We start from the raw sequence: 14,263 nt of genomic DNA on the forward strand, positions 1-14,263 counted from the left end.
ACTATGAATCTTATGGGCACCTTTCAACAAACGTTACGATATCAAAATCGACAGCCAACGCGCGCCAACGATAAAGACTGTAGCCCCTCATATCTACTTCAGCAACGTGCAATTCAATCGACGACGACCGCCTGCCCCTCCATGTCGAACAGCACGAAGGTCAGGGAGGTGTCAGGAAGCCACCGGCGACAGGCGCGATAGCTGGCGTTGGCAATGGCCGTATAGAGTGGTTCATCGCTGCTAAAAGGGATGAGGTCGGTCACATTCCGGACGAGGTGGAGGTCGGCGAGCTGGTTTGCAATTACCGGGCTGTAGCCAAGATCGGCAGAGAGATTGGCAAGCCATCGGGGATCGAGCTGAACGACGCGGCTGGAGAGGTCGGCCTGGCCCTGAGCGAGTTTGGTGGCTTTGGCGAGCATGACGCCAACGATGACGCGGCTGAAGCCGCCGTGCTGGTGCACCAGTTCGAGCGTGCGCCCAATATAGTTGCCGTAGTGAATGCAGGCCAGCTCCGGCAGGTCGGGGTAACGCGCGCGGAGGTGACGTTCGGTTCGAAGACCAGAGGTGAGAGCGAGGGTGGTACAGCCGTTGGTGGAGGCAACCGCGATAGACTGGCGGATGCTGGCGAGCCACGCCTCTATTGAGTAAGGAATGACCTCGCCACTGGTACCGAGAATCGAGATACCTCCGGTGATGCCGAGCCGTTCGTTCATCGTTTTGCGGGCGACCGCGTTGCCGCCGGGCACTGATATCGTGACCGCGACGGCGTGGCGCAACCCGCGCTGCCGCAACTCTCCGGCGATGCACTCCCGGATCATTTGACGTGGCACGGGGTTGATCGCCGGTTCGCCGGGTGGAATCTCCAGCCCCGGCAGCGTCACCCTGCCAACTCCTTCACCTTGCAGGAATCGCACTTCACCCGGTTCGCCGTTCGGCAACAGCGACACTTCACTGACAATCAGCAGGCCATGCGTCACATCGGGGTCGTCGCCCGCGAACTTCCGCACGCCGCACCGCGATCGCCCTCGCTCCGCGCGGTACGAGACGATCCCGAAGCTGGCGACTTTGCCGGACGGAAGCGTGATCGTGACCAAGTCGGGCGCAGCACCGTCAAACAGCGCGATCACGGCGGCTTTGGTAGCGGCGGCGGCACAGGCTCCGGTGGTGTAGCCTGTCCTGAGCGGCTTCAGCGTGACGGCGTCTGGCAGCAGCGCTTCAAGCTCCTCGACGGATGTTGCCACCACATCGTACGCGGGTGCGGGGGGACGCCGGATGACGATCAGCGGAATGGCGCACCGTTCGGCAACCCGCAGTTTCGAGGAGAAAAAGCCGGACTCTCCGCTCTCCTTTGCGAGCAGGCAATCGACGCCATGCTTCCGCACCAGCTTTTCGAGCGCCTCGTCGGAACTATCGGGATTCATAGGCAGCAGCTGCGCTTCGGGAATCCCCTCGCGCCGCGCAAGCTCCATCGAGGCTTGTGTCGGCAGGATGCGCAGAAGCATGTCGTGCTGTTCCCACCACGGGCGTAACGGAGCGATGGACTGTACTCCGGTCAGCGCGAGCAGCTTCGCCGGATTGAGGCGGTCGAGCAGCGCAAGAGCTTCGGTGAAATCGGCTACGGAGTGAAGTCCTTCAAAATCTGGAACATCCACCGATGGTCTGTCGAAACGGATCAGGCGAACGGCGAGGTGCTGGCAAACCTCGAACAGCGAGCGGTGCAGTCGGGCGGCGAAGGGGTGGGCGGCGTCGATGACGAGCCGGACGCCGCTCGACGAGACGAGTTCGGACAGCGCCGCCTCGTCGAGCGCTCCGTGGCGAAACTCGCCGCAGGCAGTTGCGAATGGTTCGACGCGGGTTTTGGTCGAGTAGATGAAAGGCAGGCCGAGCCGGTCGCAGAGCGCCGCCGCCTGCCGTCCCTCGGTGGTACCGCCGAAGAGCAGAATCACGCCGCCCTCCTCACGCGCCATGCCCTTCGCGGAAGCCATGCGTGAAGGATGGGTCGTAGAGCTTCGAGCGCCCGCCGCGCGCACCGATCGCCTCACCGACCACCAGCAGCACCGTGCGGGTTTTGCCGCTTTCGCGCACCAGCGAGGCCAGCCCGTCGAGCCGCCCGCGCCACACCTGCTGGTCGTCCCAGGTGAGCCGGTAGCAGACCGCCACGGGGGTATCGGGCGCGTAGTGTTCGAGCAGCTCGGACTGCACCTGGTCGCTCCACTCGGCGCTGAGGTAGATGCACATGGTCGCCCTCGCACGCGCCAGCTCCGAGAGCCGCTCCTTGTCTGGCACCGGCGTCCGCCCGCTGCCGCGCGTCAGGATGATGGTCTGCACCTTCTCCGGCACGGTAAACTGCGACTGCAACACCGCTGCCGCTGCCTGGAACGACGACACGCCCGGCACGATTTCGTACTCGAACCCCTCAGCGTCGAAAAAGGCCATCTGCTCCTGAATCGCTCCGTAAATCGACGGATCGCCGGTGTGCAGTCGCACCACGAATTTGCCCTGTCGATAGAACCGCTCCATCAACGCGAACTGCTCTTCGAGCGAAAGCGAAGCCGAACTCCGCACCAGCGCGCCCGGTTTGGCATAGTGGGTCAGCTTCTCCGGCACGAGGCTGCCCGCGTAGAGAATCAGGTCGGCCTGTTCGAGGTAGCGTTTGCCCTTGACCGTCACCAGCTCCGGATCGCCCGGCCCCGCCCCGACGATGGCGATGCGCCCGCGCCGTTCAGCTCCGCGCAAAAGGCTGACGGCGAAGGTGTAGTGGCGCGGCTCTCCCTCCGGAATACCGTCGAGCGAGATCTTCTGTTTCTCGATCAGCCAGCGGTTCTCGCCGGAGAGCAGCGCCGCCGAAGCCTCGGAAACGCTGTGCACGCCAGTTTTGCGGAAGACGACATCAGACGGATTGGGTACCGGCCCGACACTTTCGAGCTGCTCCGGCGTGAAACCCGTCAGCGTCGTGCCGCACGCTTCGGCAAAGGCAATGAAGGCCTCTTCGTTTAGCTTGAAATCAACCGAACCGACGCTGCGGATCGAGCGCATGGAGAAACCGTTGCTTGCAAATTGTTCGGAAATCGAGCTGACGAACCGTTCGGGGTCGATGCCTCGCTCCGACCCAACGCCAACGCAGAGCACCTTCGGTCGATAGAACACCGTCTGGACAGATGCTTCGATGATCCGCGGCGTCACGGCGAGCAGAAGACTGCACGTGCTGAAATCGACCTCTTCGTAGCGATAGGCAATCGTCACGAACGGCGGTGCGGTTCGCTCCAACTCATCGGTCAGCGAGTCGCGAACATCAAGTAGCAGCGTGGTCGGCTCGTGGTTCACGAAGGCCGCCATCGCCGTAGTCATCGATTCACCCGCGACCGGCGAGGCGAACTCGACGCCCCACCCCTCTTCACGCCCCAGAATGTCGAGCGGCCACAACCCCTGCACGTCGCTCGACGTGCTCAGCACCGCCTGTGCCCCCAGCAGCCGCGCGACCCGCCCGGCCAGCGCGTTCGCCCCGCCCGCATGGCCCGACAACACGCTCTGCACGAAGCGCCCGGACTCGTCGCAGTTGATGACCGCCGGGTCGCGCAGCTTGCCCTGCAACACCGGCGCAATCGAGCGCACGCAGATGCCGAGCGAGCCTATAAAAAGAAAAGCGTCGAAGCTGCCGAACGAGTGCCGGACAAACGCCGGAACGCTTTCGATGGGTTCGACACCCTCGGCGACGCGGGACGAGAACAGCCCGCACCCGGCAAACCCGTCGGCCACGAGCAGGCTTTTCAGTGAGCGGGCGAGCGCGATTCCGGTTTCGGTGATGGCGATAATGGCAATTCGTTCGTGCATGGGTTTTGTAAAACAACTGTTTGAAATAGTCCGGATAACGTTCTGATCGGACAGGGCGTCTCAAGCGCTCAGCCCGGCATCACCGCCTTCATCACACTCACGGGATTGTGGTCGCCGACGGTTAGCTTGAGCGGCTCGGCGAGTTCCATACCGTGGCGGGCGGCGCTGGCGGTGAACGCTTCGGCGCTCGACCGGCGCACGGCGTTCATCACCACCCGACCTCCGGGAGCGAGATGCGTCGCCACAGCGGCGAACAGCTCGCCCAGCCGGTCGCCGTGGCCGCCGATGAAGACCGCATCGACGCCGTCGTTGCCGCACAACGCGCGGTGATCCTGTTCGAGAAAGTCCCCCATCACCTTTGCGATGCCGGGCGCTCCGAAGCGACGGGCGTTGACTTCCAGCAGGGCATCGCACTCGGGGCGCTTCTCGAAGGCGGTCACCGCGAGGCCGGGAAACCGGAGCCGCGCTTCGATAGCGACAGAGCCAGTGCAGAAACCAACGTCCCAGAAGGTGCGCGCCCGGCCAAGCTCCAGCGCGGCGAGAGCGGCCAGGCGAAAGGGCATTTTGGTAATCATGTTGGGCCGCCCCGGCAGCCCGTCGAACAGATTTTCGGGAATACCGAACCAGCGCTTCGGTGGCTCCGAAGCTTCGAGCAGCAGGCAGTTGAGCTTGCCGAATTGCATCCCGGAAGCCTCCTCCAGCGTACAGCGTGTTACCCGCTCATCGCTGCCGCCAAGCGATTCACCGACCGCCATGCGATAGCTGGAATAGCCGAAATCGAGCATTCGCCGCGCTACCTCTGTCGGCGTCTTGCGGGTGTCGGTCAACACGCCAATCAACCGCTCGCCTGCTATCAGAGCGCAGTCCAATTCCTCCCAGCTCCGCCCGGTGAGCGAGGCATGACGCATCGACTGGTACGGAATCAGGCAGCGCTGTGCCAGCATCTGAAGCGAGTGAAACGTCGGAAAACTTTGAATCGACGCGCCGGGAAAACGCTTCTGCAAGGTTGCGCCGAAGCCGTAAAAAAAGGGGTCGCCAGAGGCGAAGACCACCACCGGCTCGTCCGCCCCGGCAAGTTGCGACAGCACCTCGTCAATCGGCGGCGCGATGGTGATCCAGCGGTAGGCGGACGGCAGCAACGCACCGACGATTTCGCGATGGCGGGTTCCGCCTGCGAAGATTCGATGTGCACGAATTGCCTCGATGGCGGAGGGGTCGAGATGCGGCTCCGTGCTGTCGCTGAGGCCGATGAGCGTGAACTGCTCAGACATCGCGCCCCGGATTCATCGCCTCCGCCTCGTCGAGGCTGAAGGCCGCGTTGACGATGGTGGCCGCAATCGCGCTGCCACCCTTGCGCCCCTCGATGACGGCAATCGGCGTTGCGCCCGCCGCCGCCTTGAGCCGGTGCTTCGACTCGACTACGTTCACGAACCCGACCGGCGCTCCAATCACCCCCATCGGAGCGAAGCCTCCGCGATGCAGGAGCGATGCAAGTTCCAGCAGCGCCGTCGGCGCATTGCCGACGACGAAGAGCGCGTCGGGATGCTCCTTGGCGGCAAGCCGCATCCCCGCCTGGCTGCGCGTGATGCCCGCGCTTTTGGCCAGCTCCGTCACGCGCTCGTCGTGCAAGTAGCAGCGCACCGTCACGCCGTAGCGCTCCAGCGCTGCCTTGCGCAGCCCCGACTGCACCATCGTCACGTCGGTAATGATCGTCGCGCCACCGGCGGTCAGCGCCTCGTGCCACCGCTGGATTGCGCCGGGTGTGGCGTGGAACAACTCCTGCATCTCAAAATCGGCGGTCGTGTGAATCGTGTGCATGACCGCCCAGCGCTCGTCAGTCGGGCGTGAGTCCGGCTTCATCAGTTCCGCGATGGCGCGGAAGCTGCTGCTCATGATCGACTGGCCAACCGGTCTCAGGCCACGCTCCTCTCGGCTGAAATAGCCCCTCGGCGTCACCATCCGCTCTCCGGAGAAGAAGGTGGTCGAGTTGCCAACCAGCATCATGGTGAACATGTCGAGCGAATCGGGATCGAACTCACCGAGCGTCGTCAGCACGACCGACTCATCCTTGCGCGTCACATTGCGGACGATGCCCACCGGCGTCGAGGGTGAGCGGTGGCGCAGGAACAGCTCGCGGAAGCGGTGAATCTGCCAGTAGCGGTCGCGGCTGCGTGGGTTGTAAACCGCCGTCACGAAGTCCGCCGATGCCGCTGCCTCGATCCGCTTTTCGATCACCTCCCACGGCGTCATCAGGTCGGAGAGCGAAATGGCACAGAAGTCGTGGCTCACCGGAGCGCCGAGTCGCGCGGCAGCGGCCTGGAACGCACTGATGCCCGGCAGTACCTCGACCGCGACCTCCGGCCAGCGGCCGCTCGCATGCAGTTCGACAATGAGTGGTGCCATGCCGTAGATGCCCGCGTCGCCGGAGCTGACGACAACGACGTGACGCCCTTCGGCGGCCAGCGCGAACGCCTCTTCGGCCCGCTGCATCTCGCCGGTCATGCCAGTCGCCACGGTCTGGACGGAGTCCGGAATCAGGTGTGCGATGCTCTTCATGTAGCCGGTGTAGCCGACCACCGCGTCAGCCGTGCGGATCGCATCGAGCACCTGCGGGGTCATCATCGAGTCGCTGCCGGGGCCGAGGCCCACAACGGTAATCGTGCCGTTCATGACGCAAAGGGCGAAAGGGTTGACTGCCGGCAATGCGGCGAGCAGACCAGCAGCGAAAAGTAGGGGATAGCGCGTGAGCGCAAGGCGTCGACTTCCATCGTGATGAACTCGCCCGCCATGCCCACCTTTTCGGCGTAGAGGAAGGGTTTGGCGTACCGTTCGAGGAAGCTAACCAGCTCGTCTCTGACCGTCGAGAGCTTCATCACCACTACGGTGCTGTGCGTGACGAGAGCGCGTTCGAGTTCGCCGATCTCGTCGATCTGCGCCAACACCAACACGCTGTCGCTCTGCAACGCAAGCGGCATCCCGGCAGCTGACCCGGCAGCGATGAAGGCCGGAATTCCTGGCGTCATCGAGCAATCGAGACCGTCTCGCCGCGCCCGTTCGATAATCGCCGACGCAGTGCTGTAAAAGCCGCCGTCACCGACACTCACCACCGCCACCCGTCGGCCCGCCTGCACTTCTTCCGCCATCGAGGCGTAGTTCGCGGCATAACTCGCCTCGGCGGCCCCACGCGAGCGCGACATCGGCACGAGCATTCCCCGGAGCTTCGACGGATCGAGATCGAACTCCTTGAGAATATCGAGCGCCACGCTCGTCACCGCGCCCGAAGCGCTGACCGTGCCGGGATAGTAGATCACGTCAGCCTCGCGAAGCTGCGAAAGCGCCTTGACGGTAATCAGCCCGGGATCACCCGGTCCAAGCGAAACGCTGATGATCGAGCCTTGATTGTTCATTGGTTGCAAACGGTTGTTCAAAGCGTTAATCGATTTTGTCGGATGCTGAAAACAGATCGATACCATGATCTTCAGCGGTTTCAAGAATCCGCTTGGCGAAGATCGAGGCGAAACGATCATCCGAGCCAAGTCCCTCCATGCGGATTTCGACACGACATCCCGCCGCCTCGAACGCTCCTTTCCACGAACCGGTATCGTCATCGGCAATGTCGTTGTGCGCGTGGTCACCCGCCGTTATCATGAAGGGGCGCAACAGCACCGTCGTGCACCCTTTGCCCGTCACCTCGGCGACGATCTCCTCCACGCCGGGCCGCCCCTCGATCATACCGATGTGAATCTGTGCGCCCGGATAGCGACTGCGCATCACGTCACCGGTTTCGCGGAACACACCCGACGAGAAGAAGTCGTTGCCGTGTGCCACATAAACCAGCGCCGCGTCGAGCTGGCGGGCGCGTTCGACATCATCATCAAACAGCGCCGCCACCTCTTTGATGTCCTCGGTGTAGTCGTGCTCCACGCCGCAGGTGCCAAGCGCCGGACGCGACAGCACCACCTTCTCGAAGGGCGACCAGACCCGCTTGATGGTGCGGATCGACTGGAGCGCCGAGACGTAGGATTTCAGATCCTCAAACTGCTCGCCGTGGTACATGTGGGTCGGCTGCACGATGATCGTCCGGTAGTTGCCGTCCTGTAAATTACCGATCGCGCCGAGAAACCCCTGCACGTTCAGGAACTCGTCGGCAACGCCCTCGGCGAGCCAGCGTTGCGGATCGCGCCGCCGCGCCGACCAGATGTTGCGCACCATGTTCGAGGTAAAGCAGTGCCGCACCTCAATGCCGGGAATCCGCGCCCGCACCTGCCTCCGGATGTTCTCCAGCGACGGCAGTGCCGAGGGATAGGTGGTGCCGAAATGGGCAAGCAGAATCGCCTTCTTGTTGATCTGTGACCGTTTCTTGTGCTTACTCATTGCTGTTCATTGTGATTTTGATCAGACGGATCGGACGCATCGGACTGATCTGGGCACGCCCCCTCGGGAACGGCGTGTTCGCCGATGATGAACACCACCGGCAGGGATAGCTCGCGCTCGCGAATCTGCTGGACAATCGTGCCGATCGTGGCCGCAACCAGCGTCTGGTCGCTCCGCGAGACGCGCGAAACCGCGCACGCCGGGAGTTCCGGCGACAGCCCGGAGTCGATGAAGCGCTCGACGATCTTGTCCAGATTCTCGAAACCCATGTACATCACCAGCGGCGTACCCGCCTTCATCAGCTCGATCACCGCCGCGAAATGCCCAAGCGAGTAGTCCGCCGTGTGGCCGGTGCAGAAGAGCACCGAGCTGTTCCGGTGGCGTTCGGTGAGCGGGATGCCGCAGAGGTCAGCGGCGGCGATGCCCGTCGTGATGCCCGGCACCACCTCGCACGGCACTCCGGCGGCGGCGAGCGCACGCACCTCCTCGATGCCGCGCCCGAACATGAAGGGGTCGCCAGCCTTCAGCCGTACGACGCATTTACCCTCTCTGGCGTGACGGACGAGCAGGTCGTTGATCTTCGTCTGGCGGTCGGTCTGATCCTTGCCGTCGCCGAGGCGCTTGCCGACGCTGATCCGCTCCGCGCCGTTCGGCAGCAACGCAAGAATTTCCGGGCTGATGAGCGCGTCATGCAGCACCACGTCCGCCGATTGCAGCACGTTGTGTGCACGTATGGTCAGCAGCTCCGGATCGCCCGGCCCGCCGCCCACCAGAAAAACCTTACCCTTACCGTCGCTCATCGCTTTTTTGATTCTCTTTCAATGTTTTCAAAACCTTTCGCGCTGCGCCAATTGTCATCACATTGCCAGGCAGCGTGAAGCCGTCCTTCGAGACGAGAATCTCGATCAGATGCGCGATGCGCGGCAGGCGAAGCCCGGCCTGCCGCACGAGATCGCGATGCTCGACTATCGCCGATATTTCGCCCTCGAAGAGCACCCGCCCCCGCTCCATGATGCAGACGCGGTCGCAGAAAAGCGGTGCCATTTCGATGTCGTGCGTGGCGACCACCACCGTCATCCCACGGGAGCGCTGCAACTCGCGGATGAAGCGCATGATGGCGTCCGCGCCCTGCGGATCGAGTCCGGCGGTTGGCTCATCGAGCAGCAGCACCGACGGCTCCATCGCCAGCACCCCGGCCAGCGCCACCCGCTTTTTCTGCCCGAAGCTGAGGTGGTGCACCGGCTTGCGCGCTAGTGCCGACACGCCGACAAGCTCCATCGCCGCCTCGATCCGCCGCCGCGTCTCCGGCTCCGGCAGGCCGAGGTTGCAGAGGCCGAAGGAGATGTCTTCGTAAACGCTCGACGCGAAGAGCTGCGCGTCGGGGTTCTGGAAGACGATGCCGACCTTCTGCCGCAGCGCCTTCAGGCCGCGAGCCGAGTAGTCGAGCGGCTCATCGAGCAGCAGCACCCGGCCCGATTGCGGCTTCAGGATGCCGTTAAAACTGAGCAGGAGCGACGACTTGCCCGCGCCGTTGCTGCCGAGCAACGCGGTGACCTGGCCCGCGCGGATCGAAAGATCGACGCCATCGAGCGCCAAGGTGCCGTCCGGCCAGACGCACCGGAGCGCCTCGGTTCGGAGAATATCCGGCGACGGCATCAGAAGAGCCTCCCGAAATGCGTTGCGACGGCGACGCAAAGCAACGCCGCCTCGACCAACGCAATGCCAGCAAGCGACGGCTGCCGCGCTCCGCTCGTTGGCGCGAGCACGCGGATCGCGCCGTCGTAGCCCCGGCACTCCATGGCCACGTACAGCTCCTCTGAACGCCTTGCCGAAAATACGAAAAGATTCGAGGCGAGCGCGGAGAGCGAGCGGAACGTTGCCTGCAGGCCGGCATATCCGAGACGTGACTTCTGGGCTGTGGCTATCGCCGACGACGTATCGAAAAGCTGAAAAACAAAACGATAGACCAGCAACGTCATCTCGACGAAGAGTGGCGGGAGGCCGACCGAAGCCATCGAGCGGGCAAGGTCGGCGACCGGCGTGGTGAAGGCGATGACGTAGAGGCACGAGACCGACGCGAGCGCCCTGAAACAGAGATGCGCCGCCATCGCGAGTCCGGCGGAGGTGACGCCGACGTGCACTCCGCCGAGCGGCGCGGAGACGATGAACGCTTCCGGAGATGCGGATGCATCCACGGCCACCGCAATGGTTCCAATCAGGAGAAATCCCGCCGGAAGAGTCAGCCAGCGAAGGTAATCGACTGGCCGCACGCCGCCCTTCACGACAACCGTGATTCCCATCAAGAGAAGCACCAGCAGGGAAAACACAATGGAATCGGCCCACAGCACCATCGCGATCGGCGGCAGCGCGTAGAAAAGCTTGTATACCGGCGCGACATCGCGCAGCCGGGAACGGGCGGCGTGTTCGTCAAGCGTCATCATTGCTGCTCGAAACCGGAAGCTTCATGCTTGCCTCGCAGAAATCCGAGGCCGTAGCCCAGCACGCCCGCGCCGATGGCCGCCTGCAACGCAAAGAGCAGGCTCTCGACCTCGCCGCCCGGCGGCTCCCAGAATGGCGTGAACCACCGCTTGTACTCCGGGTGCAGTTGCGTAATGGCATGTTCGGCCTGGTCGTCCGAACCGCCGAACTCGGCGTGTTTGAGGCTCATCAGCGGTACGGCGGCCAGCGCGATCACCAGCACACCGAGCAACAGATTTTTCACGAGCAGATTGCTCTTTGTCGAAGCTTTTGTCATCACTTCACCTCCCTGGAAAGCGACTGCGCGCCAAAGAATGATTGACCCGTGTAGGCCATGATGGCGTTATAGACCATCACCGTCAGGATGCCCTCGCTCACGGCGAGCGGAACCTGGGTGATGGCGAAAATACCGAGGAACTTGACCGCCGAAGCGACAACGCCGCCGGTGATGGAAGGGAACGCGAAGGCGAGCTGAAAAGAGGTGACCACGTAAGTTGCCAGATCGCCAATCGAAGCAGCGACAAAGACCGACAGCCAGCGCGGCGAGCGCAAACTGTCGAAAAGTTTGTACAAACCCCATGACACGAACGGCCCGGTAATCGCCATCGAAAATGCGTTCGCGCCGAGCGTGGTCAAGCCACCATGCGCCAGCAGCAGCGCCTGGAAGAGCAGCACGATCGCGCCGAGCACGCTCATCACCGACGGCCCGAACATGATCGCCCCAAGCCCGACGCCGGTCGGGTGCGAGCAACTCCCGGTCACGGAGGGAATCTTGAGCGATGAGAGCACGAAGGCGAACGCCCCCGCCATGGCCAGCAGCAGCTTCATGCGCGGATTGCTCGCCACGATCCGGCGCAGGGAGATGAAGCCGAGCACGAAAAACGGCAGCGACACCAGCCACCAGAACAGGCTCCAGCCCGGCGGCAGGAAGCCCTCCATGATGTGCATGGCATAAGCCTCGCCGCCACCGAAGAGCATAAAAGCCACGGCCATCGAGGCCACGGCGAAAAAGCGGAATTTCAAATTGGTCATGGTTATCCTCCTTTAATTGAATCGTGCGGCCAGGCCCAGCAGCACAGCCGTATCAGGTTCGGCATCGTTCAAACCACCCTTGATGCCAAAATCGAAATCGAAATCTTTGGTGATGCTGTAAGTCAGTCCACCAATAAGAAATGCAGGATGTGTGCGTGAACCCTTCTCTGTGGCCGTTTCGAGACCGATATCGGCAACTGCCCTGAGCTTTTCCGAAAACGCATATTCGCCCGCAAGGGATGCGTTCCAGATGTCCTTGTTGCACGCTGCGTCATCCGCGTCAAGTGCGTAAGCGTTGCGATGGTAGCCGGCGTTGGCGTGCAGCGTCAGCGCCCCGAACTCTTTTGTGGCGATCAGCACCGCGCCGCCGGTCACCCGACCAGTACCGAGGCCCCTGTCGGCGTCACCGGTCGGCAACGAAATGCCGGGTTTCACGGCAAGGCTGAGACCACTCTTTTCGTTTTCCAGGAAGCGCCACTTGAGTTCGACCGTCATATCGCCGATGCCGCTTTCATCGTCGGTAACGAGCTGCCCTTGCCGATGCTGATACCACTGGTACGGCAAGGTGACAATAACATCCATGCGCTTTGCGACGCCATACGAAATCACCGTTGTCGCGTCGTCTTCACGATCCTTGATGCGGACGCCGCCATCGGTCCTGCTGCTGGTGGAAAATTCTGTATGGAGCTCTATCTGCCAGCCGCCGGCGCCCTGGGTGCCGGTATCGTCGGTCGTGAGGGGATAGGCCGCGTAAGCCGGAGCGGCGTAGCACAGTAGTGCTGTCGCCATAACATATTGTTTCATAACCACTTGTTTTCTTGCTTCAGTTGAGTTGCCAGAACGGAATGGCGGTCAGCGGATGACCGGCGACGGTAAAACCGTCATGCCCTTGATGATCGTGTTGACAGTGTTGACCGGATTGACGCGAAAAAGGCGAACAATAGCCGATAAGATGAGTGCGACAGGATCGATGGGGGGCGATGGAAAACAGCACGAATCGCGCCGGGACGCCGAAAGGCGAGCGGAACAGATCGTGATAGACAGGAGGAACGAATCGACTGAAAAGCGAGCGGAACAGTCGGCTGCGCATCGACCGGATCGATGCCCGAACCCAGCCTGTTCCGAAAAGCGGAACGGAGTTGTGTTTCATGGTAGTATGTTGCTTTATTCCCGAAGCCAAAAAATATGAGGCAGGTCTTCTGACTTTCCCGGATTCTGCCGGCCTTCCCATCCCTGAACGGGACAGTGGCATTGTCGGCAAACCTTGTCGCCAGCCTTGCGGCCAGCGCGGAATTACAGCAGCGGGTACTGTTCCGGACTCTCACCGGATTCCCTTTTAAGCCCGTATGTTTCCATGGCGGGCACCACATAATCGGATGAAGTATAAGAAAAAGAAGGGTCTGGGCAAATGCTGGACGATTTTTTTTCAGCCCGAACAGGACGCCCCCCGAGGCAGGGACACTCTTTTCAATTCATCATTCTCCCTTACTCTTTCCCGCTCTCCATAATAATGTGCTTGATCGAGCTGGCGAGGTGGGAGACGATGTCTTGCGCCAGGCTGCTGCTTGATGTTGGCGCGGTGACGGTGTCGAGACTTTCGATGCCCGCCTTCTTGACGGCGTTGCTGATGGTGACGGAGAGGATCGGGTTGCATTCCTTGACGATCTCTTTGAGCATGAATGCCGCTTCGAACATGCTTTGCTGCACAATCTCCTCCTTGTCTTCGAGCGAGAGCACCTGGCAGTGCTTCGAGGCAATGATGCCGGCAAGGCAGGTGAGGTAGGTGTTGGTTGCGCCCGCAAGGAACAGGTTCAGGAAGAATGGTGTCAGGAGGTTTCCTCCCGGCAGCAAAGAGGAGAGTGTATTGCTGAACGAGCACTGGATGATCGGCTTGATGTGCGCCGGAAGCTCACCCTTGTTGAAATCCGACAGCGGCAGGCACTCGTAGACCGATCTGAGCAGTCGCAGGAACTCCCTGATCGAGTGTTTGTGGTGGTATCTCGCGTAGATGTTCCAGACAAGCTTGATGTTGTTGACCAGCGATGTCGTCGTGCCGTAGGAGGTATTCTGGGCGAAAGCGCCGATGAAGAAGTTTTTCGTGGCTACGGTTTTGGTTGTGTTGAGCGCATCGACCTCGTGGAGTTTGATATTGGCCTTGATCCAGCGCAGGTCGTGCTCCTTTCTGCCGCCGTCAGGATGGGCGTGGTGCACGGCGAGCGATTTGCCCAGCCAGGCGATATACGGCTCGAAGTTGCTGCCTCCGACCCGGTCGGCCAGCGGAGGCGCTTTCGGTGCGCTCCAGAGCCGCAAACCGGTGAAAAGCGTAACGGCGAAAAAGAGAACCCAAAGGGCAAGGAATGCATAGCCGGAGTAGGGGAGAAGGCCGTTCAGTACTACCGAAAGACTGTAGAGCTGGTTGACGGCAATGGCCGCCAGGAGAAGGATGATGAACGAGGCAGACAGCCTCAACCAGGAGAGCAGTTGTTTCTTCATGTTGGAAGGAGGCTGTTTTCTGGTTGGAACATGGTGACGGAACAGGCGCGAGAGA

14 protein-coding genes and 1 riboswitch are annotated in these 14,263 nt (G+C 62.0%); all 14 genes read right to left on the reverse strand.

The features are described from left to right. Positions 1-113: 113 nt before the first annotated feature. Positions 114-1,985 (reverse strand): cobalt-precorrin-5B (C(1))-methyltransferase CbiD, encoded by a 1,872-nt coding sequence (cbiD, locus tag AYT24_RS01870; RefSeq protein ID WP_226986835.1) that lies wholly within the window; start codon positions 1,983-1,985, stop codon positions 114-116. After that, the gene (gene cobM / locus AYT24_RS01875; protein ID WP_010932077.1) at positions 1,957-3,831 is read right to left on the reverse strand and encodes a precorrin-4 C(11)-methyltransferase; all 1,875 of its coding nucleotides are present in this window, start codon (positions 3,829-3,831) and stop codon (positions 1,957-1,959) included. Before cobM ends, cbiD begins: the two co-directional genes overlap by 29 nt. Positions 3,832-3,899: 68 nt before the next feature. Continuing rightward, a complete protein-coding gene (locus tag AYT24_RS01880) occupies positions 3,900-5,102 on the reverse strand; it encodes a bifunctional cobalt-precorrin-7 (C(5))-methyltransferase/cobalt-precorrin-6B (C(15))-methyltransferase (protein ID WP_010932078.1) in 1,203 nt (400 codons plus the stop codon). Continuing rightward, the gene (gene cobJ, locus AYT24_RS01885) at positions 5,095-6,501 is read right to left on the reverse strand and encodes a precorrin-3B C(17)-methyltransferase (RefSeq protein ID WP_164926847.1); all 1,407 of its coding nucleotides are present in this window, start codon (positions 6,499-6,501) and stop codon (positions 5,095-5,097) included. Before cobJ ends, AYT24_RS01880 begins: the two co-directional genes overlap by 8 nt. After that, on the reverse strand, positions 6,498-7,238 hold the full coding sequence (locus tag AYT24_RS01890; protein WP_010932080.1) for a precorrin-2 C(20)-methyltransferase: 741 nt from the start codon (positions 7,236-7,238) through the stop codon (positions 6,498-6,500). Before AYT24_RS01890 ends, cobJ begins: the two co-directional genes overlap by 4 nt. A gap of 25 nt (positions 7,239-7,263) precedes the next feature. Then, positions 7,264-8,205 (reverse strand): sirohydrochlorin cobaltochelatase, encoded by a 942-nt coding sequence (locus AYT24_RS01895; RefSeq protein WP_010932081.1) that lies wholly within the window; start codon positions 8,203-8,205, stop codon positions 7,264-7,266. Next, entirely contained in the window at positions 8,202-9,005 is an 804-nt protein-coding gene (cobA, locus tag AYT24_RS01900) for a uroporphyrinogen-III C-methyltransferase (RefSeq protein WP_010932082.1), read from the reverse strand. The genes AYT24_RS01895 and cobA overlap by 4 nt, the downstream gene beginning before the upstream one ends. Next, positions 8,992-9,861, reverse strand: a complete 870-nt coding sequence (locus AYT24_RS01905) for an ATP-binding cassette domain-containing protein (RefSeq protein ID WP_010932083.1) — start codon at positions 9,859-9,861, stop codon at positions 8,992-8,994. Before AYT24_RS01905 ends, cobA begins: the two co-directional genes overlap by 14 nt. Further along, complete coding sequence (gene cbiQ / locus AYT24_RS01910) at positions 9,861-10,646, reverse strand: cobalt ECF transporter T component CbiQ (RefSeq protein WP_010932084.1); 786 nt, start codon at positions 10,644-10,646, stop codon at positions 9,861-9,863. The genes AYT24_RS01905 and cbiQ overlap by 1 nt, the downstream gene beginning before the upstream one ends. Beyond that, positions 10,643-10,960 carry an energy-coupling factor ABC transporter substrate-binding protein gene (locus tag AYT24_RS01915; RefSeq protein ID WP_164926848.1) on the reverse strand — a complete coding sequence of 106 codons (318 nt, stop codon included), beginning with the start codon at positions 10,958-10,960 and terminating at the stop codon, positions 10,643-10,645. The genes cbiQ and AYT24_RS01915 overlap by 4 nt, the downstream gene beginning before the upstream one ends. Further along, entirely contained in the window at positions 10,960-11,715 is a 756-nt protein-coding gene (locus tag AYT24_RS01920) for an energy-coupling factor ABC transporter permease (RefSeq protein WP_164926849.1), read from the reverse strand. Before AYT24_RS01920 ends, AYT24_RS01915 begins: the two co-directional genes overlap by 1 nt. A gap of 12 nt (positions 11,716-11,727) precedes the next feature. After that, positions 11,728-12,519, reverse strand: a complete 792-nt coding sequence (locus tag AYT24_RS01925; protein ID WP_164926850.1) for a transporter — start codon at positions 12,517-12,519, stop codon at positions 11,728-11,730. 19 nt (positions 12,520-12,538) lie between these two features. Continuing rightward, the gene (locus tag AYT24_RS01930; RefSeq protein ID WP_164926851.1) at positions 12,539-12,865 is read right to left on the reverse strand and encodes a hypothetical protein; all 327 of its coding nucleotides are present in this window, start codon (positions 12,863-12,865) and stop codon (positions 12,539-12,541) included. 21 nt (positions 12,866-12,886) lie between these two features. Next, positions 12,887-13,099: riboswitch (cobalamin riboswitch) on the reverse strand. A gap of 101 nt (positions 13,100-13,200) precedes the next feature. Beyond that, entirely contained in the window at positions 13,201-14,208 is a 1,008-nt protein-coding gene (locus AYT24_RS01935; RefSeq protein WP_164926852.1) for a hypothetical protein, read from the reverse strand. Between the last annotated feature and the right edge of the window lie 55 nt (positions 14,209-14,263).

This window comes from Chlorobaculum tepidum TLS (assembly GCF_000006985.1).
Lineage (GTDB): Bacteria > Bacteroidota > Chlorobiia > Chlorobiales > Chlorobiaceae > Chlorobaculum > Chlorobaculum tepidum.

Excerpts from the sequence above, each read along its gene's own strand:
- AYT24_RS01905 (WP_010932083.1), bottom strand. The coding sequence starts at position 9,861 with ATGCCGTCGCCGGATATTCTCCGAACCGAGGCGCTCCGGTGCGTCTGG.
- cbiD (WP_226986835.1), bottom strand. The coding sequence starts at position 1,985 with ATGGCTTCCGCGAAGGGCATGGCGCGTGAGGAGGGCGGCGTGATTCTG.
- AYT24_RS01920 (WP_164926849.1), bottom strand. The coding sequence starts at position 11,715 with ATGACCAATTTGAAATTCCGCTTTTTCGCCGTGGCCTCGATGGCCGTG.
- AYT24_RS01895 (WP_010932081.1), bottom strand. The coding sequence starts at position 8,205 with ATGAGTAAGCACAAGAAACGGTCACAGATCAACAAGAAGGCGATTCTG.
- AYT24_RS01880 (WP_010932078.1), bottom strand. The coding sequence starts at position 5,102 with ATGTCTGAGCAGTTCACGCTCATCGGCCTCAGCGACAGCACGGAGCCG.
- AYT24_RS01925 (WP_164926850.1), bottom strand. The coding sequence starts at position 12,519 with ATGAAACAATATGTTATGGCGACAGCACTACTGTGCTACGCCGCTCCG.
- AYT24_RS01890 (WP_010932080.1), bottom strand. The coding sequence starts at position 7,238 with ATGAACAATCAAGGCTCGATCATCAGCGTTTCGCTTGGACCGGGTGAT.
- AYT24_RS01935 (WP_164926852.1), bottom strand. The coding sequence starts at position 14,208 with ATGAAGAAACAACTGCTCTCCTGGTTGAGGCTGTCTGCCTCGTTCATC.
- cbiQ (WP_010932084.1), bottom strand. The coding sequence starts at position 10,646 with ATGATGACGCTTGACGAACACGCCGCCCGTTCCCGGCTGCGCGATGTC.
- cobA (WP_010932082.1), bottom strand. The coding sequence starts at position 9,005 with ATGAGCGACGGTAAGGGTAAGGTTTTTCTGGTGGGCGGCGGGCCGGGC.
- AYT24_RS01915 (WP_164926848.1), bottom strand. The coding sequence starts at position 10,960 with ATGACAAAAGCTTCGACAAAGAGCAATCTGCTCGTGAAAAATCTGTTG.
- cobJ (WP_164926847.1), bottom strand. The coding sequence starts at position 6,501 with ATGAACGGCACGATTACCGTTGTGGGCCTCGGCCCCGGCAGCGACTCG.
- AYT24_RS01930 (WP_164926851.1), bottom strand. The coding sequence starts at position 12,865 with ATGAAACACAACTCCGTTCCGCTTTTCGGAACAGGCTGGGTTCGGGCA.
- cobM (WP_010932077.1), bottom strand. The coding sequence starts at position 3,831 with ATGCACGAACGAATTGCCATTATCGCCATCACCGAAACCGGAATCGCG.